19 protein-coding genes and 2 tRNA genes are annotated in these 19,991 nt (G+C 61.9%); 13 read left to right on the top strand and 8 right to left on the bottom strand.

Annotated features, from left to right (window positions below; translation table 11 throughout):
• The first annotated feature begins 5 nt into the window (after positions 1-5).
• A complete protein-coding gene (locus tag ACH9L7_RS03245; protein ID WP_396612308.1) occupies positions 6-527 on the top strand; it encodes a hypothetical protein in 522 nt (173 codons plus the stop codon).
• Between the two features lie 11 nt (positions 528-538).
• On the opposite strand, the gene ACH9L7_RS03240 is transcribed toward ACH9L7_RS03245, so the two are convergent.
• The 6 genes from ACH9L7_RS03240 to ACH9L7_RS03215 form a co-directional block, all read right to left on the bottom strand.
• Positions 539-970 carry a disulfide bond formation protein B gene (locus tag ACH9L7_RS03240; protein ID WP_396612307.1) on the bottom strand — a complete coding sequence of 144 codons (432 nt, stop codon included), beginning with the start codon at positions 968-970 and terminating at the stop codon, positions 539-541.
• Positions 971-1,282: 312 nt separating this feature from the next.
• Entirely contained in the window at positions 1,283-2,545 is a 1,263-nt protein-coding gene (locus ACH9L7_RS03235; protein WP_396613319.1) for an MgtC/SapB family protein, read from the bottom strand.
• Positions 2,546-3,022: 477 nt separating this feature from the next.
• Positions 3,023-3,097: transfer RNA gene (locus tag ACH9L7_RS03230), tRNA-Glu, on the bottom strand.
• 86 nt (positions 3,098-3,183) lie between these two features.
• Positions 3,184-5,163: a 3-hydroxyacyl-CoA dehydrogenase NAD-binding domain-containing protein gene (locus tag ACH9L7_RS03225; protein ID WP_396612306.1), complete on the bottom strand. Its 1,980-nt coding sequence runs from the start codon at positions 5,161-5,163 to the stop codon at positions 3,184-3,186.
• Between the two features lie 240 nt (positions 5,164-5,403).
• Positions 5,404-5,988 (bottom strand): DNA-3-methyladenine glycosylase family protein, encoded by a 585-nt coding sequence (locus tag ACH9L7_RS03220; protein WP_396612305.1) that lies wholly within the window; start codon positions 5,986-5,988, stop codon positions 5,404-5,406.
• 66 nt (positions 5,989-6,054) lie between these two features.
• A complete protein-coding gene (locus ACH9L7_RS03215; protein WP_396612304.1) occupies positions 6,055-7,419 on the bottom strand; it encodes a RimK/LysX family protein in 1,365 nt (454 codons plus the stop codon).
• Positions 7,420-7,542: 123 nt separating this feature from the next.
• Here ACH9L7_RS03215 and ACH9L7_RS03210 point away from each other — a divergent pair, with 123 nt between their 5' ends.
• From ACH9L7_RS03210 to ACH9L7_RS03175, 8 genes are all read left to right on the top strand, one after another.
• The gene (locus ACH9L7_RS03210) at positions 7,543-8,568 is read left to right on the top strand and encodes a succinylglutamate desuccinylase/aspartoacylase family protein (RefSeq protein ID WP_396612303.1); all 1,026 of its coding nucleotides are present in this window, start codon (positions 7,543-7,545) and stop codon (positions 8,566-8,568) included.
• 110 nt (positions 8,569-8,678) lie between these two features.
• Positions 8,679-9,074 (top strand): succinate dehydrogenase, cytochrome b556 subunit, encoded by a 396-nt coding sequence (gene sdhC / locus ACH9L7_RS03205; protein ID WP_396612302.1) that lies wholly within the window; start codon positions 8,679-8,681, stop codon positions 9,072-9,074.
• Positions 9,074-9,445 (top strand): succinate dehydrogenase hydrophobic membrane anchor subunit, encoded by a 372-nt coding sequence (locus tag ACH9L7_RS03200; RefSeq protein ID WP_396612301.1) that lies wholly within the window; start codon positions 9,074-9,076, stop codon positions 9,443-9,445. Before sdhC ends, ACH9L7_RS03200 begins: the two co-directional genes overlap by 1 nt.
• A gap of 2 nt (positions 9,446-9,447) precedes the next feature.
• Positions 9,448-10,326 (top strand): succinate dehydrogenase/fumarate reductase iron-sulfur subunit, encoded by an 879-nt coding sequence (locus ACH9L7_RS03195; RefSeq protein WP_396612300.1) that lies wholly within the window; start codon positions 9,448-9,450, stop codon positions 10,324-10,326.
• 53 nt (positions 10,327-10,379) lie between these two features.
• A complete protein-coding gene (locus ACH9L7_RS03190) occupies positions 10,380-12,215 on the top strand; it encodes an FAD-binding protein (protein ID WP_396612299.1) in 1,836 nt (611 codons plus the stop codon).
• A 115-nt stretch (positions 12,216-12,330) separates the two neighbouring features.
• Entirely contained in the window at positions 12,331-13,185 is an 855-nt protein-coding gene (locus ACH9L7_RS03185; protein WP_396612298.1) for a prenyltransferase, read from the top strand.
• 217 nt (positions 13,186-13,402) lie between these two features.
• The gene (locus ACH9L7_RS03180) at positions 13,403-13,624 is read left to right on the top strand and encodes a MarR family transcriptional regulator (protein ID WP_396612297.1); all 222 of its coding nucleotides are present in this window, start codon (positions 13,403-13,405) and stop codon (positions 13,622-13,624) included.
• 462 nt (positions 13,625-14,086) lie between these two features.
• Entirely contained in the window at positions 14,087-14,506 is a 420-nt protein-coding gene (locus ACH9L7_RS03175; protein WP_396612296.1) for a hypothetical protein, read from the top strand.
• 544 nt (positions 14,507-15,050) lie between these two features.
• Here ACH9L7_RS03175 and ACH9L7_RS03170 read toward each other — a convergent pair.
• Both ACH9L7_RS03170 and ACH9L7_RS03165 read right to left on the bottom strand, forming a co-directional pair.
• A tRNA-Thr gene (locus tag ACH9L7_RS03170) sits at positions 15,051-15,124 on the bottom strand.
• Between the two features lie 11 nt (positions 15,125-15,135).
• A complete protein-coding gene (locus ACH9L7_RS03165) occupies positions 15,136-15,669 on the bottom strand; it encodes a GNAT family N-acetyltransferase (protein WP_396612295.1) in 534 nt (177 codons plus the stop codon).
• Between the two features lie 163 nt (positions 15,670-15,832).
• On the opposite strand from ACH9L7_RS03165, the gene ACH9L7_RS03160 reads away from it, so the two are divergent.
• The 4 genes from ACH9L7_RS03160 to ACH9L7_RS03145 are packed head-to-tail and all read left to right on the top strand — an operon-like array spanning position 15,833 to position 19,926.
• Positions 15,833-16,939 (top strand): branched-chain amino acid ABC transporter permease, encoded by a 1,107-nt coding sequence (locus tag ACH9L7_RS03160; protein WP_396612294.1) that lies wholly within the window; start codon positions 15,833-15,835, stop codon positions 16,937-16,939.
• Positions 16,936-18,315: a branched-chain amino acid ABC transporter permease gene (locus ACH9L7_RS03155; protein ID WP_396612293.1), complete on the top strand. Its 1,380-nt coding sequence runs from the start codon at positions 16,936-16,938 to the stop codon at positions 18,313-18,315. Before ACH9L7_RS03160 ends, ACH9L7_RS03155 begins: the two co-directional genes overlap by 4 nt.
• Complete coding sequence (locus ACH9L7_RS03150; protein ID WP_396612292.1) at positions 18,308-19,168, top strand: ABC transporter ATP-binding protein; 861 nt, start codon at positions 18,308-18,310, stop codon at positions 19,166-19,168. Before ACH9L7_RS03155 ends, ACH9L7_RS03150 begins: the two co-directional genes overlap by 8 nt.
• Positions 19,165-19,926, top strand: coding sequence for an ABC transporter ATP-binding protein (locus ACH9L7_RS03145; protein WP_396612291.1), 762 nt, complete (start codon positions 19,165-19,167; stop codon positions 19,924-19,926). The genes ACH9L7_RS03150 and ACH9L7_RS03145 overlap by 4 nt, the downstream gene beginning before the upstream one ends.
• Positions 19,927-19,991: the final 65 nt, after the last annotated feature.

The raw sequence follows: 19,991 nt of genomic DNA, 5'->3' as shown, positions 1-19,991 counted from the left end.
GGGAGATGACGACACCTAACCAGCCCGTTCACGACAGATTGAACGAGACCGAGATTCACGATGTGCTTCGGAACGACCGTCGGCGACTCGTTCTCGAACAACTCCGTGAACACGATGGCGCGGAGACCGTGGGCGACCTCGCCGAGTTCATCGGCGAGTCCGAGTCCGGCCAGTCGCCACCGCCGAAAAACGTCCGACAGAGCGTCTACATCTCGTTGCACCAGACTCATCTCCCGAAACTCGACGACCTCGAAATCGTCGACTACGACTCGGTGGCGAAGGAGGTGACGCTCGCCGAGCACGCGGCCGAACTCGACCCCTACTTCACCGACGAGGCCAACTCCACGCCCGCCGCGGCGCTCACCTTCGCAACCTGTCTCGCCGGACTCGTGCTCGTCCTCGGCGAGTGGATGGGGGTCCCGCTCGTCGCGTGGGTGGACCCGCGTCTCGTTGCGCTCGTCTCGCTCGCGTTCGTTGCCATCCTCACTGGTGCCGAACTCCGTCAGTGGACGCGAAACAGGGCCTGACTCTTCGACGCCTACACTCCCCACGAGTCGGTCCCCTCCCCGCTCGTCAGCACCACTCCGGCGACGAGAAGGGTCACGAGCGTGAACGCGACGAGTGAGAGTCGGGGAATAGTGAGCAGTCCACCGAGCATCGGATACTGGATAGACGCGCACGGGCCGCCGATAGTACAGGTTGCGCCCGGTGCAATTTGGAGATACGTGTGGTATCCGGACATGGCGACCCCACCGACTGACAGTGGCAAGGCGGTCTTCCACACGCCCGCTCGCCCCTCGACTGCGGCCGCACCGAGGACGACGACGAGCGGATACATCAGGATGCGCTGGTACCAACAGAGGTCACAGGGCGTCAATCCGAGGCCGAGACTGAAGTAGAGACTTCCGGCGGTTGCGGCGAGTGCGACGAGCGTCCCCGCCGTGAGAATCGCCCGTGTCGAATCACTCATCGTGGCCGCCTCCGACTCGTTTGGCGTTCGTCGGGGACGTGCGGGCCTCGATTCGACTGCTGTAGCGGGCCGTCTCGGTACGGTTTCGAGCTTCGATTCATGCGTTGGGTTCGACTCTGGCGCACGATAGACCGCAGGGAACCTCAAGCCATCGGCTCTCAGGAGTGACGATGCGTTGCGAGCGGCCGCCGCCACACCGGGGGACGACCGGTGGGCGACTCTTCTGTGGCCCGCTCGGGTACAGAACGTGCACCGAACCAGTGCGCTTGGATTGCTGTCTCAGGGGGCTATCAATGTTGTGACAGCGCGGAGTCACGAAACCATGACGACGATCCAGCCACCAATTGCCCCGCTGGTGACGAGCACGGCGCTCTTTCGTGCGACCGGCGCGAGGAGCGTACGGTCGATGCTGGCCGCGAGGAAAATCTTGACGAAGATGCTCGCGGCTGTCCCCGCCAGCACGCCAACGACTGCCGTGGTGCTCTCGATTTGCCCGCCGCTGTAGAGGGTGACGACCGTCGTGACGACCGACCCGCTGGAAACGAACCCACCGAGGAAGCTCGTCACCACGAATCCGGTCGCACCGAAGGTCTCCTGTGCCGCCGCCGAGACGACGAGGACGACGAGGAAGAACAGCCCGAACCGGAGGGCGCTTTTGAGGCTGAACGGTGATTCGAACGCCACGTTGAGGTCGACACCCCACTCGCGGGAGTGCAGGGCGTAGCCCACGCCGACGACCCCGATGAGTCCGAGTGGGACGCCGACCTGAAACGAGAGGTCGGGGACGAACACGACGATGAGCGACAGGTTCCGAATAGCCATCGCCGCGTCGGCCATCAGAATCGCGCCGACGGCCAGCGGTTGAATCGACGGGTTGCGCCCTGCTCGCCCGGCGATTTCGCCGATGACGGCCGTGGAGTTCACGAGTCCGCCGAAGAAGCCGGTGATTGCGATGCCACGTTCGCCGTACCGTCTGATAATGACGTAGTTGACGAATCCGATGGCACTCACGGCGATGACGAGCAGCCAGACCGTTCGCGGTCTGACGGCATCCCACGGTCCCAGCGCCTGGTCGGGAAGCAGCGGGTACACCACGAACGCGATGATGGCTAACTCGATGGCGCTCCGAACCTCGCCAGAGGTTAGCCGGTGGGCGAACCCGTGGAGTTCCCGCCGGAGGACCAACAATAACGACGACGTGAGCGCGACGACGACCCCTTCGAGGACGTAGCCACTCACTACCGCGGCACCGACCGCGTAGGCGACGAGCAGCGACGTGGAGGTGGTCAACGACAGACCCACACCGTTGTCGTCGTCACCGTCTGCCTCCACAGAGTGGCTCGATTCGAACACGTCGGTCTCGGTGTCGTCTTCGTCGCGCAGGCGGTGCAACTCCTGTTCGATGAGTCCGCGGCCGCCAAGCAGCGCGGCCTGTACGACGACGAGCAAGGCCCCCGCCGCGAGGATGACATCGCTCTCGACGATGACTGCGATGCCGCCGACGAGACTTGTCAGTGTGAACGTCCGCATTCCGGCGGTCTTCTTCGACCGCTCGCGTTCCAGACCGAGGAACATCCCGAGTGCGGCCGCGATGAACAACCGGGCAACGGTGGGATTGACCGCCGCGGGTATTTGTTCGAGCACTACCGCTCACCAACCGAGGTGGTCGGCGCCAACCGAATGGATGGCATGCTATATAGTCTATTTAGTGCGAGCGGGTAAAAGTGTGGTACATGGTATCAACGTGGTTGGTTGGATGGGGTGGTCGCTCTGGGAGTTGAGAAGGGGTTGCTTGGTCGGGGATTTGAACTTCACTCGCTCGGCATCCGCCTCGCTCCCTAGTTCAAATTCCCTTGACTCACATACACTGCTTCACAGTCCAAGCGACACGCACAGCGGTCGCTTGGAAGGTAGTTCGGCAGAGAAATGCTCGGTAGGGGGATTATGAACCAATACCAGACGTGCTCGCTCACTTTGTTCGCTGTGCGCGACTGGTAGGGTTCAAATCCCCTACGCTCCGCTTTCTCTTCGTCACGTTGTTCCTCAGAGAAATGCTCGGTAGGGGATTTGAACCCCTGTCCTCGGCTCGAAAGGCCAAGATGATTGGCCGGACTACACCAACCGAGCTTCTGCATTCACGAGTGGTAGTTGGATTATTTTAAGGGTTGCGTTCCGAGTCGAGTGAGTGAGAGGAACCCACTCACAATGTGCGATTACTCGCCGGTGAATTCGGGGTCGCGGTCGCTGGTGAACGCCGCAATACCTTCCATCAGGTCAGACGTGGTAAAGAGCAGGCCGAAGCCCTGCGCCTCGACTTCGAGGCCAGCATCGGTGTTCTCCCAGCCGTTGTGCATCGCGCGCTTGGTGTAGCGCTGTGCAATCGGCGGCCCCTGCGCGAACTTCTTGGCGTACTCGAACGCTTCCGTCTCGAAGTCCTCGTTGTCCACGACTTCGTTGACGAAGCCGTAGTCGGCCATTGTCTCGGCGTCGTAGCGCTCGGCGGAGAAGATAATCTCCTTCGCGCGACCGGTGCCGACGATGCGCTGGAGGCGGACGGTGCCACCCCAACCGGGGATAAGACCAAGGTCGTGTTCAGGCTGGCCGAACTGCGAGCGCTCCGTGGCGATACGGAGGTCGGCGCACATCGAGAGTTCCATCCCGCCGCCGAGACAGAAGCCGTCGATACCGGCGACGACCGGCTTGTCCATCTCTTCGAGCTTGCCGAAGGTCTGCTGGCCCTTGCGGGAGAGTTCGACACCCGAGACGGCGTCGCCGCCGCCCGCGGCAATGCTCGTCACGTCGGCACCGGCGGAGAAGGCGCGGTCACCAGCGCCGGTCAGGAGAATCGCGCGCACCTCGTCGTCGGCTTCGAGCGTGTCGAGCGCCGCCGAGAGGTCATCCATCAGCTCCGTGCTGATGGTGTTGAGGCGGTGCGGGCGGTCGAGCGTGATGTGGCCGACGCCCTCACGGACTTCGACCGCGATGTTGTCGAACTGGAGGCTATCGTCCGCCTCGTCGCTGCCATCGTCGTAGAAGCCCGCGCCGGACTCCGCGAGTTCACGGAGGTACTCGACGGCTTCGTAGCGCTCCTCGCCGGTCTCTTCGTGAAGTTCGTCGAGCGTCTCGACGAGCGTCTCGATACCGGCGTCGTCGGCCATCTTCGCGGGACCGTCAGGGAAGCGCCCGCCGAGTTTGACGGCGCGGTCGATTTCGCCCGCGGGAGCAACGTCGTTGCCGACGAGACCCGCGACTTCGTTCGCCATGAGTGCGAGAAGGCGGTTCTTCACGTCTTCGCTCCCCTCGCCGTGGGGGACCTGCGCGCCCTCACCGTCCTCGTAGTCGTAGAAGCCCTTGCCGCTCTTCTGGCCGAGGTCACCGTCTTCGACCTTCTCAGAGAGGAGCGGGCACGGCTCGTAGGCGTCGCCGAGGACTTCGTGCATGTAGTCGAGAACGTGGTAGCCCACGTCGATGCCGACGTAGTCGGCGAGTTCGAAGCTCCCCATCGGGAGGCCGATGTCGTACTTCGTCGTGGAGTCGACTTCCGCCATCGTCGCGTCGCCCGAGTGGACAATCCACGCCGCTTCGTTCATCAGGGGGACGAGAATACGGTTCACGATGAACCCGGGGCTGTCCTTGCGGACGCGGACGGGCGTCTTGCCCATGTCCTCTGCGAGGTCCTCGATGACGTCGAGCGTCTCGTCGTCGGTGTGCGCGCCGGAGATGACCTCGACGAGGTCCATCCGAACCGGCGGGTTGAAAAAGTGCATCCCACAGAAGTGCTCGGGACGCTCTGTCACTTCGGAGAGTTCCGTGATGGAGAGACTGGACGTGTTGGTCGCGAAGATAGTGCGCTCGGGAGCGTATTCTTCGAGGTCCGTGTACACTTCCTTCTTGATGGACATCTTTTCGGGGACGGCCTCGATGACCACGTCGGCGTCGGCAACCGACTCTTCGAGGTCGACGACGGGCGTGACGCGGTCGAGCGCGGCGTCGGCGTCGGCCTGCGAGATGCGGTCGTTCTCCGCGAGCTTGTTGAGCGACCACTCGATTTGGTCGTAGCCCTTCTGGACGAACTCGTCTTTGATGTCGCGAAGGACAACGTCGTATCCCGCGAGGGCTGCCACTTCCGCGATGCCGTGGCCCATATTGCCCGCGCCAAGAACAGTGATGCTGTTGATATCGTCTACCTTCATGGACGAACGTTACAGTGTCCATTGGTTTCAACGTTTCCCTCGCGTAAAAAGTAAACGCAATAGCTGTTTACTCTGTATTCCACTGCCCAATGCGACGACGGCGTGGGTGTTATCGTCTCTCGGGCGTTCGTGTCTCCGTTCGGCAGGGTCCACGGCTCGCTAGTCGGGGCCGAGTCTCATCCGTTGGGACACGACTTGACCGGTCGGGACCGAGACTCACCAGTCGAGGCCGCGACTCGCTCAGTCGTCCATCACTCGCCAGAGGTAGAGACTGGCGTAACTCCGGTATGGGGCCCATCGCTCGGCGCGTTCGACCATCTCCCCGTGCGTGAAGGCATCGGCTTCCACCTCGAAGACGTGTTCCATTCCGCGTCGAATCCCGAGGTCCTCGACCGGAAACACGTCCTCGCGCGCGAGCACGAAGATGAGAAACATCTTGGCCGTCCAGACGCCGACACCACGAATCTCGGTCAGGGCGTCTATCACATCGTCGTTGTCCATCGCGCGCAGCGAGTCGGCCGACAGTCCATCTTGGAACGCTTCGGCGACGTTGCGCACGTAGCCGACCTTCTGACCCGAGAGACCGCAGTCGCGGAGGACCGACCCGTCAGCGGCGAGGAGTCCCGCAGGCGTCACCTCCACGCGGTCGAACAGTCGGTCGCGAATCGTCGCCGCCGCTGTCGTCGAGAGTTGCTGGTTGACGATGGAGACGACCAATCGCTCGAAGGGGTCGGCCGCGGGGTCGAGCGTCACCGGACCGTGAGATTCGACGACGCCCCCGAGGTGGCTGTCCGTACGGAGCGTGTCGTAGGCCTCGTGGCTCATTGCCACTCGATTACGCGGGCAAGGAGAAAAGTTCGGCCGTCGCGGAAGCCGACCGCGCGTTCCGAATTACTCTTCGAGGAGTTCTTCTTCTTCGTCGTCGCTACCCGTCCGGTCTGCGTCGGCGCGGCGGCGAACGTCAACGCGGTAGTGTTCGAGGATGTCGCGGCCGAGAAGCAGCGGGTAGTCCATGTGCGAGCGGTCTTCGACGCTGGCGGTCACGGTGTGTTGGGTGCCGCCGATACCGATGACGAGGTCGACCACCGGGCGGGCCTTTCCGGTCTTGAGGCTGCCGGACTTCACGCGTGTCATGCTTTTGATGGGACCGGCACCAATCTCGGCAGCGAGACTGGTGTCGATGCTCGTCCGGGTCGCACCGGTGTCGGACTTCGCGAGGGTCTGCTGTGAGCCACTCGTCCCGTTGACGACGACTTCCTCGATGTAGCCGATGATGGGCGCTTCGCCGTCGATGATGGGTGACTCGCTGGGGGCGCACGAAGGGGTCGAGTCGTCGAGCGTGGCCGATAGCTCTTCGACGCGCGTCTCGTCAACCTCGCCGCCCGCCTGTTCGATAGCGAGTTTCGCGATGTACGGCGCGGGACTCTTGCCCGTCGCCTGGTAGAGCCCTTTGAATCCGGCCGTCGGGTTGGCTTCGAGGACGAACCAGCCGTCGTCGCCCTCGACGAGGTCGACACCGACGTAGTCCATCTCCATCACGTCGGCCGTGTAGAGGGCCGTCTCCTTGGCTTCCTGGGGCATCTCGTCGGTGGCGTCGAGCACGTCGCCGCCGAGTGCGACGTTCGTTCGCCAGTCGCCTTCCGGCGCGTAGCGGTACATCGCGCCGATGACTTCGCCGTCGACGATGTAGACGCGGAGGTCACGGTGGCGTTCGTCGTCGCGGTCGATGAGTTTCTGGAGGAATGCCTGTCGGTTCCCGACCTTCGGGTTCACCGGTTCCGTGAGGTCGACTTTCCACGTCCCGCCGCCGTGGGTCCCGATAGCCGACTTGTAGACACCGACCTCGCCGAAGCGCTCTCGACCCTTGTTCAGGCGGTCGTTCGAGAGGGCGAGCAGCGCGTCCGGAACCTTGATATTCCAGTTTGCGAGCGTCGCGGCCGTCGCGAACTTGTGGATGGCCGCGAGGACCGCATTCGGTTCGTTGAGCATCGGCCGGATGCGGTTGAATGTGGTCGCGAGGCCGAGCAACTCGGCCGGTTCTTCGGTGTTAGAAAGTAAGAGTCGATTCGCAATGATGTCCACCTCTGGTTCGACTGTCACCTCTCCGTCTTCGATGTTTACCGCCGCATTCTCGCGGCGAAGCCAGACTGGTTCGTGGCCGAGGTCCTCGACCGCGTTCAAGATTGCTTTCGTCTCCTTGCTGTTGTGAAGCGAAAGCACCCCGACGCGGACAACGTCGTCGTTAGTGGTGGACATACTCATTCCATGCAATCCAGCTTTCAAAGGTATGACGGTCGCAGTATTTGTCTAGAGTGGTACGAGTTGGGATGGATTGCGACGGCGCGACCGTTTATAACCCCGGCCACCCCATCGACTGGCATGGACGACAACGAGGCCTTCACCTACAACGGAGGGAAGGTCGAGCCTGGGGAGACACAGAACATCCGGTACGGTATCTCGGAGACGTACCTGGGTGACCCGGTCCGTATCCCCGTCACCATCATCAATGGGGAGCGACCGGGGCCAACGGTCTTTCTCTCCGCTGCCGCCCACGGCGACGAACTGAACGGTATCGAAGTCGTCCGTGAGGTTGCCTACGAATGGGACCTCACCGACCTCGCTGGAACACTCGTCTGCATGCCGGTGGTAAACGTCCCCGCGTTCATCGCCCAACAGCGATACCTCCCGATTTACGACCGCGACCTGAACCGCTCGTTCCCGGGGTCCGAAACCTCCACCGGTGCAAAGCGGATGGCGTACCGTATCTATCAGAACTTCATCGCCCCCTGTGACCTCGGTATCGACTTTCACACGTCCACGCGCGGGCGGACGAACATGCTCCACGTCCGCGCCGACATGTCCGACCCCGACGTGGCCCGCCTCGCGAACGCCTTCGGGTCGCACGTTATCATCGACAGTTCGGGCAGTGACGGAATGCTTCGAGCTGAAGCCTCCTCCCGTGGGACACCCGCTATCACGGTCGAGATGGGCGAAGCCCACCGATTCCAGCGCGAACTTATCGACGAGGCGCTGGCTGGCGTCGAGAGCGTCTTCGCGGAGTACGGACTCCGAGAGGCTTCGACTGTCAACTGGCCCGGCTGGCGGACCGTCATCTCGGACGAGAACGAAAAGACGTGGCTCCGCGCCGACGCAGGCGGCATCGTCGACATGCACCACGAGTGCGGCGCACTCGTCCACGAGGGCGACCGCATCTGCACCATCACGAACCCGTTCAAGGACGACAACGTAACGGTGCAAGCACCATTTACAGGACTTCTCGTCGGTGTCCTGGAGAACCCAGTCGTCTATCCCGGAAACCCGCTTTGCCACCTTGTCGAACTGAAGGACAAGGTCAGGCGCGTCGTCGAGCGGGAGCAATCGGCAGCGATCGAGATGCCCCTGTGAACTAGTGCCAAGGGATGGAGAAACCTCTGCGGACGGCGATTATTGCGAACCCCCACGATACATCATACACGTAAGTTCTATACCCTCCCCTTCCCGACACTCACAAGAGCATGAGTCAGTCTTACAATCGGGGCCTCATCGAGGACTTCGGTCGATGGCGGGAGTTCTCGGCTGGCATGTGGGCCTGGATATTCCACAAATTCACCGGCTGGGTGCTTGTGGGATATCTCTTTACTCACATTGCCGTGTTGTCGACGGCCCTCACGGGCAAGGCGCCGTACACGAACACGATTCAGGCGCTGGAAAGTCTGCTCGTCGTACGCATTCTCGAAGTTGGACTGCTCGCTGTGGCGGTGTTCCACATCCTCAACGGGCTTCGACTGCTGTTCGTTGACCTGGGCGTCGGGCTGGAAGCACAGGACAAGAGCTTCTACGCGTCGCTTATCCTCACGGGTGTCATCGTCGTCGCGAGCGTGCCGACGTTCCTCGCAGGGGTGAGTCTCTAATGGCAGAACGATACACGTCCTTCGAACCTGGTGGAACCCGATGGCTTTGGCAGCGCCTCACGGCCGCCTTCCTCGTCATCGTGTTGGCGTTCCACTTCTTCCTGCTTCACTTCCTCAACCACGCCGACGAAGTGACGTTCGCCCTCTCACAGGCGCGAATGGAGCAGTTGACGTACTTCTCGCTGATGATCCTGTTCCTCATCACGGCGACGTTCCACGGGGTCAACGGCGTCTACAACGCCCTCGTCAACCAGGGCCTGTCCGGGTCTCGTAAGACCGCGGTCAAGGCGATTCTCGGCATCGCGAGCCTCGTCCTCATCGTGCAGGGCGTTCGTACCGCACTCGCGTGGGCCGGAGGTGTTCCCATCTAACCATGAGTACGCAAGTTCCCGACCAAGTTGAAGACGAATCGTCCGCCGAGTCGGTCTCGCCCGGCAAGCAGAAACGTGACGCGAAAAAGCGCGAGCGAGCGAAGCGAGTCCAAGAGCAGCGCGAGGCCGAGGCGGCCGAGAAAGCGCGCTCTGCGGACGACACGTACCACCTGAAGGTCTTCCGGTACGACCCCGAAGTGGAGGACAAGCAGGAACCCCGCTTCGACGACTTCTACGTCCCTTACAAGCAGGGGATGACGGTCCTCGACGCGCTGATGTGGGCACGAGACCACTACGATTCGTCGCTCACCTTCCGTCATTCCTGCCGACAGGCTATCTGTGGGTCCGACGCGCTGTTCGTCAACGGGTCGCAGCGACTCGGCTGTAAGACGCAGCTTTCGGACCTCGCCGAACCGGTTCGCGTCGAACCGCTCCCGCACACCGACGTGGTCAAAGACCTCGTCGTTGACATGGAGCACTTCTACGACCAGATGGAAGCGGTCGAACCGTACTTCCAGACCAACTCGCTGCCTGCCGAAGACGAAGAACAGCGGCAGACCCGCGAGAACCGCGAGAAGGTCAAGATGTCCACCCGCTGTATCTGGTGCAGCGCGTGTATGTCCTCGTGTAACATCGCGGCCGGCGACAACGAGTACCTCGGCCCGGCGGCCATCAACAAGGCCTACCGCTTCGCGATGGACGAACGCGAGGGAGAGGACATGAAACAGCGCCGCCTCGAAATCCTCGAACAGGAACACGGTGTCTGGCGCTGCCAGACCCAGTTCTCCTGTACCGAAGTGTGTCCGAAGGATATCCCCCTCACGGAGCACATTCAGGAACTCAAGCGCGAGGCTATCAAGAACAACCTGAAGTTCTGGTGAACCTCTCGGTGAAACCCTAACGTTCGACCAACCCAACGATACACCACTCAAACATGTACGAACACGACGTTATCGTAGTCGGCGCGGGCGGGGCAGGCCTGCGCGCGGCGATTGCGGCACACGAAGAAGGAGCCGACGTTGCTATCGTGTCGAAGCTCCACCCGGTCCGAAGTCACACGGGCGCGGCGGAAGGTGGCATCAACGCCGCCCTCCGCGAGGGCGACTCGTGGGAGGACCACGCCTACGACACGATGAAGGGCTCCGACTATCTCGGCGACGCGCCGGCAGTCGAGACGCTCTGTAAGGACAGCCCGAAAGAGACCATCCAGCTCGAACACTGGGGGATGGCGTTCTCCCGCGACGACGACGGACGCGTCAGTCAGCGCCCGTTCGGTGGCCTCTCGTTCCCGCGGACGACCTACGCGGGTGCGGAGACCGGCCATCAGTTGCTCCACACGATGTACGAGCAACTCGTCAAACGCGGCATCAAGGTCTACGACGAGTGGCACGTCACGCGCCTCGCCGTCTCCGACGAGGAAGCGCCCGAGGACCGAACCTGCCACGGCATCGTCGCCTACGACGTCCAGACCGGGAAGATAGAAGGCTTCCGCGCCCGCAACGGCGTCATCCTCGCGACAGGTGGCCTCGGGCAGGTCTACGACCACACGACGAACGCAGTCGCCAACACCGGCGACGGCGTCGCGATGGCCTACCGCGCTGGTGCGCCCATCGAGGACATGGAGTTCATCCAGTTCCACCCCACGACGCTTCCCTCGACGGGTGTGCTCATCACCGAGGGTGTCCGCGGTGAGGGTGGGATTCTCTACAACAAACACGGCGAGCGCTTCATGTTCGAGTACGGCTACGCGAACAACCTCGGCGAACTCGCCTCCCGCGACGTTGTCTCCCGCGCCGAACTGACGGAAGTCAACGAAGGCCGCGGTATCGAAGACGAGTACGTCCACCTCGACATGCGCCACCTCGGCGAAGAGCGCATCGTGGACCGTCTGGAGAACATCATCCACCTCTCGGAAGACTTCGAGGGCGTCAACCCGCTCGAAGAGCCGATGCCGGTCAAGCCCGGCCAGCACTACGCGATGGGTGGCGTCGAAACCGACGAGAACGGCGAGACGTGCATCACCGGCCTCTACGCTGCTGGTGAGTGTGCGTGTGCGTCTGTCCACGGCGGCAACCGACTCGGCGGCAACGCGCTCCCCGAACTCATCGTCTTCGGCAAGCGCGCCGGTCACCACGCAGCAGGCAAGGACATGAAAGAGGCCGAAATCACGACCGGAAAGGTCGGCGACTACGAGACCGCAGCGGTCGAGACGCCCGTCCAACTCGGCGAGGCCGGTCTCGGTGGCGACGCCGTCGCAGATGGTGGCGCGGCAGCGGACCTCTCGGGCGGCGAAGTCGTCCAGCGTGCCCTCGACGACGAGCGTGCGACCATCGAGCACCTACTGGAGAAAGACGAGGGCACCCAGCACGCCGAAATCCGCGAGCGCGTCCAGAAGTCGATGACGGAGCACGTCAACGTCTTCCGCGAGGAAGACGCCCTCAAGCAGGCGCTCCGCGACATCCGCGAGGCCCGCGAACTGTATCAGAACGTGTACGTGGCCGACAAGTCCCGGACGTTCAACACGGACCTACTCCAGACGCTAGAGACGCGGAACATCCTCGACATCGCGGAGGCCATCACGGTCGGTGCGCTCGCCCGCAACGAGTTCCGTGGCGCACACTGGCGCAAGGAGTACCAGGAACGCCGCGACGAGGAGTGGCTGAAGCACACGATGCTCTCGTGGAACGACGGCGAGCCAGAACTCTGGTACAAGCCGGTCATCCTCGAAGGCAAGAACAAGACGTACGAGCCGAAGATTCGGAGTTACTGAGCGGTCTCGTCCCGCTCGGCTCCATTCGCTCGTGTCGCAATCGAACGACGATTCTTCTTTCGACGCGTCGCCTACGGAGCGGCCGCGACGGGTAATACTCCGTGCGCTCTTCGAGATGGCTCGCCCGGAGCAGGTGCTGTTGATGGCGCTCGTGTACGCACTCGGCGTCGCGGTGGCCGTGGCGCGCGGTTCGTCACTCAACGTCGGCCATCTCGGCATCGCGTTCGCTGCCTTCGTCCCCGTCGCACTCACCATCCACTACGCGAACGAGTACGCAGACTACGAAACTGACCTGCTGGCCGACCGAACGTGGTTCTCGGGCGGAAGCGGAGCGCTCGCCCGAACTGGGCTGCCGCGGTCGCTCGCGCGCCGGGCGATGGTCGCGTCCGGTACTCTCTCGGTGGTCGTCGTCGCTGGCGGCTTCGTCGTCGGAGTGCTCTCGACAGCCGAAGTCGTGCTTCTCCTCACTATCGGCGTCCTCGGCATCGAATACTCGCTCCCGCCGCTGGCGTTCGCGTGGCGGGGAGTTGGCGCATTCGACAACGCGTTCCTCGGTGGACTGCTCCTCCCCGCCTACGGCGTCCTCGCTGCCAGTGGGAGCCTCGGTGTCGGTGAGTTCGTCCCGTTCGTTCCGTTCGCGCTGCTGGTGTTCGTCAACCTGCTGGCGACGACGTGGCCCGACCGCGAACCCGACGCAACAGTCGGCAAGCGGACGCTCGTGACGCGACTGTCTCCGCAACGGCTTCGGGTACTCCACGTCAGTGGGGTGGTCGTCGCGTACGGGTCGCTTCTGGCGATAACCGGGACCGCAATTCCCGTGGTGGTGACGCTCGCAACCCTTCTCGCACTCCCGTTTTCCGTCTGGGGTGCAATCCGCTACACGCACGTCAGGTCGCCGTTTCCCGCTGTTGCGGCGATGGTCGTCGCGGCGGCAGCACAGTTTCTCGCGTGGGTCTCGCTCATCGTCTGAACCCTGCCGCCCGCCGCTGTTCCTTCCGTGGCCACTCTTCGACTGTCGTCGAAAGCGGGGGCTGTCGATAGTCGCATTTCCTACAATGTATGTTCGTGATGAATACAACGATTCGTTCGAATTCGAGTACCTCGTAGCCTCACTCGCGTCCCCTGGTGTTCGACAATTGTTGTAAGGGAGTTTTATTATCGTCGAAGCTAAGGAGACGACAACAACCATGCAACAGACGGTTCCGAAGGTCGAAGTTCCCGGTGAGCTGAATTCCCCGGCCGCAAAGCTCGTGTACCTCTATCTCTCGACGCACGACGGCGCGTCTATCTCCGACCTCCAAGACGGTCTCGAAATGAAGAAAATCTCCCTCTACAGTATCCTCGGAACGCTCAGTAAGCGTGGTCTCGTTCGGCAGGAGGACGCCGAACGCTACCACATCGCTCAGTGAGTTCGTCGAGAACGCGCTTCGCGTACCTGCGCCCCGTCACGAACCATATCCTCACAGTTCGGACAGACCCGCGGATGCTCTCTCCCGTCGGGCGCAAATACACGGGCGTATGCGGGCGTTACGAACGAACCGCAGTTCTGACATTCCGGCATGGTGTCTAGCACCTTTCAGGAATGTTGCATAAGTTTTCTCCCTACAACAGCGCGAGCAAAACGCCGAAGAAGATGAGCGCGAAGAGGAGTACCGTTACCGCCAGCATGAACCGGTCTGTTCCTTTCATACCAGAACGACGTTTCCCGTGAAAATAAATCTCCGTGCCTACTGAACGACCCACGGACCTGAACACGACGCGAGAATCGACGCACAAACCCGCCCGTCGCTCGGATACGCCCGATTTTCTCCCACGATAACGAGGGGGGTAGAACTAAATTCCCGCCCCTCGTTCTCATCGTAACGCGCCGTATGGAGTTTGTGTACCCGTTAGCAGGACTGCTCGTCGGGCTCTTTCTGGGGGCCATCGCAGTCATGACTGCGCTCTCGTACACGCCGTACGGTCCGTCAACGTTCGACACCGCAATCACGGCATTAATCGGCGTCACGCTCCAACTCGGCAATCTGCTTTCAATCTCGGCGCTCACCGCGTTCGCCTTCGAGGGACTCCACTCCGTCGGAATTCACTATCCCGTCATCGTTCCGGCGACGTTCGCCTACGTCCTGACGCACGTCACTGTCTACTACTCGTGTCTCAGAATCACCGAACTCCAGCGCGAACCGCTCGACCCGGACGTTATCATCAAACATAATCCGTTCCGGGCGCTCATTCTTGGCGTTCCCGGGTCGTTACTGCTCGTTCGCGTTCGGTCGCCGCCGGGCCAGAACTGACGGTCCTCCGGACGGAGACGACCAACGTGCTGCGTGTTGCTTTCGAGAGCGCCGAGTCTGCATATTTCAAGAGCGTTGCGTCTGAATGGCTGCTGCGCTCGGCGCGTACGAGTGGACACCGCCCGCTGCGGTTGCTCCGTTGTGGAAACGACCGTCGTTGCGTCAGGTGACCACAGTGACCCCAACTGCGACGGAATCCAGTGTGGCAATAAACGTATGATTAGCTGAGGATAGTGGTTCGTCAAGACTAGTAAAATCGCGTCTCAGGCGGATTAACTCGGTGTTAAGCAGAAAGGCGCCGGGAAGCAACCATGGCAGGCATGCATCGGACGACGCCTCCGGGACAGATGTCCCATTTCGAAGTTGGTTGCTCGATTGTGATAAAGAATCGGACGTGACAGTGCGAAAAGTCACTCCAGTAGAGCGAGGAGTGGAGTTCGAACCGAAACCAGACGTGCTCGCTCACTTCGTTCGCTGTGCACGACTGGTCGGCTTCAAATCGCCACTGTCCGCCCTTTCTTCGTCACGTTGCTCCTCAGAAAAGAGCCAGGAGTGGGATTCGAACCCACGAAGTCTCGATTACAAGTCGAGTGCATGAACCGCCCATGCTCTCCTGGCGCGTCTGGTGATTATTGGTCCTCCTTTGAGTGTGTATCGTTTCGCATCGATTTCTCCAGTTGGATTCGATGTGGTTGATATCCGTGCCGACGGTAGAATTTTCGGGCGTTTTCGTTCTCAGCCATCACGTCCAGTGCGACAACATCGGCACCCCACTCCTCGAGTTCGTCTTCGGCCGCGGCGAGTAGTTCGCTCCCAACCCCATCCCCGCGGCGGTCAGGGACGACGAACAGGTTGCTGATGGTGCCGCGGGTTACGTCCTGTTCGTACGCACCTGACTCGACATTGAACATAACGAATCCGACAACTCGGCTCGACCCGCCTGAATCGTCCTCCTCATCAGCACTCGCGGAGTCCCTTTCACCCCGCTCGTGCGCTATTAATACCCCACCGAGAGCGACGTGTCGCGCGAGGGTTTCCCGGATTGGAGTTCTGTTCAACTCCGCCCGAAGGTGCGAACCGAACGCACGCTGGCCTGCCGCAAGTTCGACCCACAGGTCTGCGAGGGCATCGAGGTCGTCTACCGTCGCAGAAGTCACGCGCATGTACGGTTAGACGATTCCAAACCGTTTTTAATTATCGCTGACAGTGGCGCGAAACTCCAACTCGAACAGGGTCCAGTCGATTGTGACGAAGCCAAATAGATGGTCGCGTGAAGAAAGATTTATGTGCGTTAATCGTCCGCACATATCATGAGGATAGTTATCAATGGGTATTGCTGAAACATACTCCCGGGGCAGGGAGTTAGCAATTGAGCGTCCGTTCGCGCTCGTGCTCGGAATCGTCGCAGCGTACTTGCTCGGCGACCTCCTGCTCGGGCTCGCAACTGGGCAGACGCGGTTCGCCGACATCGGCTCGCTCGTCTGGGACGGCCTGATGCGGGGCCTCGTAATTGGGCTCGCCGGTATCGGTCTGTCAATGACGTACAGCATCCTGAACTTCGCAAACTTCTCGCACGGTGACTACATCACCGCTGGCGCGTTCTCCGGTTGGTCGACCACGTACCTCCTTGCAGGACTTGGTCGCGCCGACATTGGGGCACTGATGTTAGTCGGTGCGGGTGGTTCCGTCTACGGAGGTGCGCTCGATATTGGCATGCTATCGACGCCGCTCGCGGTCGTCGCTGGCATCATCGTCGCCGGTGGGTTCACCATCCTCCTCTCACTGGCGGTCGACCGTACCATTTTCAAGCCGATTCGTGACGAAGGCGGCATCACGCTCCTCATCACGAGTATCGGTGTCGCGTTCGCGCTCCGCTACCTGATGCAGTTCGTCTTCGGGTCGGACGTACGCGGCACGACCGCACAGCCGCCGTCCGTGGGCTTGCACCTCATCGATGGAACGGTGTTCATCGACGCACACGACATCACGCTCCTCGTCATCGCCTCTGCGCTGATGCTGGGCGTGCACCTGCTGTTACAGCGGACGAAGCTCGGGAAAGCGATGCGCGCCATGGCAGACAACGAAGACCTGGCGCTTATCACTGGGATTCCGACCGAGCGGGTCGTCCGCTCGACGTGGATTATCGGCGGGGGTCTCACGGGCGTCGCGGGATACATGTTCATCCTCTGGAAGGGAACCCTCGGGTTCAACGACGGATGGCTCCTGCTGCTGCTCATCTTCGCCGCCGTCATCCTCGGCGGTATCGGGTCCATCTACGGTGCAATCCTCGGTGGACTGGTCATCGGCTTGACCGCGTCGATGTCGGTCCTGTGGATTCCGTCCGCGTTCGCGCGGGCCGCCGCCTTCGTCGTGATGATCGTCATCCTGCTCGTGAAGCCGTCTGGGCTCTTTAGTGGGAGGTCGACAGCATGAGCGTCCGAGACGACCTCGCCGCCCGCGTTCCGGGTGGCGACACGGGACTCATCGTCATCACCATCGCGGCGGCGTACCTCCTGTACGTACTCGCGGGCGTCGTGCTCGGCTACGACCTTCGCGGGCAACTGAACTCCATCGCCACGCTGACGTTCTACATCGGCGTGTTCGCGATGCTGTCGCTCGCGCTCAACCTCCACTGGGGGTACACGGGGCTGTTCAACATCGGCATCGTCGGCTTCATGGCCGTCGGTGTGTACGTGATGGCGCTCGTCTCGAAACCCCTGTACGTCGCCGGCGGTGCCGCACAGGTCGGAGGGCTCGGTCTTCCGCTCATCGTCGGCATCATCGCTGGCATGGTCGCGGCCGCACTCCTCGGATTCGTGGTCGCGCTTCCGGCGCTTCGGTTGCGCGCTGACTACCTCGCCATCGTGACCATCGCGATGTCAGAAATCGTCCGGTTCAGCTTCCTCTCTGGCGAACTCCAGCACTTCCAACTGCTCGGAACGAGGGTCGGCTTCGGGGGCGGTTCGGGGCTCATCCTCGACTTCGTTCCCCCGCTCGAAGCGTTATTCCAGACGTTCGGTCTCTGGGGTGTCTACCTCGGATTCGTCGACGCCACGAGGGTCATCGTTCCGACGAACCCGAAACCGGTCGTCGACGGCTTCACCTACGGCCTGCTACTGCTCGTGGGTGTCACGGTGTTCTACTGGCTGCTCAAGCGCACCGGTGAGTCACCCTTCGGCCGCGTGCTGAAGGCCATCCGCGAGGACGAAGACGTTGCCAACGCGCTCGGGAAGAACACCGACCGCTTCAAAATCAAGTCGTTCATGCTCGGCTGTGCGCTCATGGGTCTCGCCGGTATCCTCTGGCTCATGCCCCAGGGCGCAGTGACGCCGAACTTCTTCCGTCCGCGGGTGACGTTCTTCATCTGGATTGCGCTCATCATCGGCGGTGCCGGGTCGAACACCGGCAGCGTGCTCGGTGGTGCGGCGTTCGCGGCCCTCCTCTACCAGGGTCCGCGCTACTTCCAGAACCTCGTGACGACGGTCTTTCCGAACTTCGACTCGCCGCCAGGATTCGGACAGGCGGTCGGGCCGCTCATCTCGCAGCTCGACCCCGTCCCGTTCCTGCTCTACACGCTCGACAGCATCCGTCAGCTCCAGTTGGTCATGATGGGTCTCGTGCTCATCTGGTTGATGCACAACCGGCCGGAGGGTCTCCTCGGCCACCGCAAGGAGACGGCGTCCGTCATCTCGCTGTCGCGACCCAAGTCGATGGCTGCCGCAACCGACGGCGGGTCGTCTGACGGTGAGGTGCAGACGGATGGTGGCGTCGACGTGGACGACACCAACGGAGGTGTCGCAGATGAGTGACGCCAACCAACCTATCGACGAAGTGGCGACCAAGGTCGACGAGGGTGCGCTCGGTTCCTTCGCATCCGGCGTTCAGACGACCGAAGACTACCCGCTTAAGATCGAAGGCCTACGCAAGTCCTTCGGTGGTATCACCGCCGTGGACGGCGCGACGTTCGATGTCGAAGCCGGGTCACTCACCGGACTCATCGGTCCCAACGGTGCCGGGAAGTCCACGACGTTCAACCTCATCACCGGGATGATAAAGCCCGACGCGGGCACGGTCCACTTCAATGGACAGGACATCACGGGGATGGAGCCGCACGAAGTCGCAAACCTCGGACTGGTTCGGACGTTCCAGATTGCGCGCGAACTCAGCGAGATGACTGTCCTCGAAAACATGATGCTCGCGCCGAAACATCAGCGCGGAGAAGAACTCTGGCGGTCGGTCCTTCCCGGCGTCAGAAACGACGTTCGCGACCAAGAAGAGGAACTGCTCGAACGGGTCTGGGAAGTCCTCGACTTCTTCGACATCTCCCACATCGCCGAGGAGCACGCCGGAAACCTCTCCGGCGGCCAGCGGAAGCTGCTGGAGATGGCTCGGGCGCTCCTGACTGACCCCGATATGCTGCTCCTCGACGAGCCGTTCGCCGGCGTCAACCCGACGCTGGAGAAGAAACTCCTCGAACACGTCCACGAACTCCGTGAGCAGGGCTACACCTTCCTGATTGTCGAACACGACATGGACCTCATCATGAACAACTGCGAACACGTTATCGTCTTACATCAGGGGAAGGTCCTCACCGAGGGCACCCCCGACGACATCCGAAGCAACGAAGAGGTAATCGAGGCGTATCTCGGAGGGAACGTATGAGCGTCGACGCGAACCGCAGCGCCACGAGCGGTGCTGGAATCGAAGACCGGAGCGACGCGCTCCTGCGCGTTCGGGGACTCGACGCCGGGTACGGCGACCTGCAAATCCTCACTGATGTCGACATGGACGTGTTCGACGGCGAGTACGTCACCATCGTCGGGCCAAACGGGGCCGGAAAATCAACGATGATGAAATCGGTGTTCGGATTGACCGCTCTCATGGGCGGGGACATCACGTTCCAAGACGAGGATATCACCGGTCGCCGACCGGAAGACATCATCCACGTCGGCGTCGGATACGTCCCGCAGAACGAGAACATCTTCTCGGCGTTGACGGTCGAAGAAAACCTCGAGATGGGCGCGTACATCCTCGACGAAGTACCGGAGGAGGCAATGCGCGCTGTTTACGACCGCTTCCCCATCCTCGAAGAGCGCAAGCACCAGAAGGCAGGGACCATGTCAGGCGGGCAACAGCAGATGCTCGCGATGGGGCGTGCGCTCATGCTCGACCCTGACTTGCTCCTCCTCGACGAGCCGTCTGCGGGTCTCGCACCCGACCTCGTCGACGAGATGTTCGACAAAATCGACGAAATCAACGAGGCAGGCACGGCCATCCTCATGGTCGAACAGAACGCCAAAGAGGCGCTTCGACGCTGTGACCGCGGCTACGTCCTCGCGAACGGTCAGAACCGCTACATGGACACGGGGACGGCACTCCTCGAAGACGAACAGGTCCGGCAGGACTTCCTCGGCGGATAGTCTCTCCACCCGAACACGAATTTTATTTGTGGCGCTGACTGAGACCGACAGCGACTGCACCACCG

Origin of the sequence: Haloferax sp. S1W, from assembly GCF_044593955.1 — an archaeon.
Taxonomy (GTDB): Archaea; Halobacteriota; Halobacteria; order Halobacteriales; family Haloferacaceae; genus Haloferax.
Note: the sequence above shows the minus strand (reverse complement) of the source record. Positions and strands in the feature narration are given on the sequence as shown.

Excerpts from the sequence above, each read along its gene's own strand:
- ACH9L7_RS03150 (WP_396612292.1), top strand. The coding sequence starts at position 18,308 with ATGAGTGACGCCAACCAACCTATCGACGAAGTGGCGACCAAGGTCGAC.
- ACH9L7_RS03180 (WP_396612297.1), top strand. The coding sequence starts at position 13,403 with ATGCAACAGACGGTTCCGAAGGTCGAAGTTCCCGGTGAGCTGAATTCC.
- ACH9L7_RS03155 (WP_396612293.1), top strand. The coding sequence starts at position 16,936 with ATGAGCGTCCGAGACGACCTCGCCGCCCGCGTTCCGGGTGGCGACACG.
- ACH9L7_RS03200 (WP_396612301.1), top strand. The coding sequence starts at position 9,074 with ATGGCAGAACGATACACGTCCTTCGAACCTGGTGGAACCCGATGGCTT.
- ACH9L7_RS03145 (WP_396612291.1), top strand. The coding sequence starts at position 19,165 with ATGAGCGTCGACGCGAACCGCAGCGCCACGAGCGGTGCTGGAATCGAA.
- ACH9L7_RS03175 (WP_396612296.1), top strand. The coding sequence starts at position 14,087 with ATGGAGTTTGTGTACCCGTTAGCAGGACTGCTCGTCGGGCTCTTTCTG.
- ACH9L7_RS03185 (WP_396612298.1), top strand. The coding sequence starts at position 12,331 with ATGGCTCGCCCGGAGCAGGTGCTGTTGATGGCGCTCGTGTACGCACTC.
- ACH9L7_RS03245 (WP_396612308.1), top strand. The coding sequence starts at position 6 with ATGACGACACCTAACCAGCCCGTTCACGACAGATTGAACGAGACCGAG.
- ACH9L7_RS03210 (WP_396612303.1), top strand. The coding sequence starts at position 7,543 with ATGGACGACAACGAGGCCTTCACCTACAACGGAGGGAAGGTCGAGCCT.
- ACH9L7_RS03160 (WP_396612294.1), top strand. The coding sequence starts at position 15,833 with ATGGGTATTGCTGAAACATACTCCCGGGGCAGGGAGTTAGCAATTGAG.
- ACH9L7_RS03190 (WP_396612299.1), top strand. The coding sequence starts at position 10,380 with ATGTACGAACACGACGTTATCGTAGTCGGCGCGGGCGGGGCAGGCCTG.
- ACH9L7_RS03195 (WP_396612300.1), top strand. The coding sequence starts at position 9,448 with ATGAGTACGCAAGTTCCCGACCAAGTTGAAGACGAATCGTCCGCCGAG.
- ACH9L7_RS03165 (WP_396612295.1), bottom strand. The coding sequence starts at position 15,669 with ATGCGCGTGACTTCTGCGACGGTAGACGACCTCGATGCCCTCGCAGAC.
- ACH9L7_RS03225 (WP_396612306.1), bottom strand. The coding sequence starts at position 5,163 with ATGAAGGTAGACGATATCAACAGCATCACTGTTCTTGGCGCGGGCAAT.
- ACH9L7_RS03235 (WP_396613319.1), bottom strand. The coding sequence starts at position 2,545 with ATGTTCCTCGGTCTGGAACGCGAGCGGTCGAAGAAGACCGCCGGAATG.
- ACH9L7_RS03240 (WP_396612307.1), bottom strand. The coding sequence starts at position 970 with ATGAGTGATTCGACACGGGCGATTCTCACGGCGGGGACGCTCGTCGCA.
- sdhC (WP_396612302.1), top strand. The coding sequence starts at position 8,679 with ATGAGTCAGTCTTACAATCGGGGCCTCATCGAGGACTTCGGTCGATGG.
- ACH9L7_RS03220 (WP_396612305.1), bottom strand. The coding sequence starts at position 5,988 with ATGAGCCACGAGGCCTACGACACGCTCCGTACGGACAGCCACCTCGGG.
- ACH9L7_RS03215 (WP_396612304.1), bottom strand. The coding sequence starts at position 7,419 with ATGTCCACCACTAACGACGACGTTGTCCGCGTCGGGGTGCTTTCGCTT.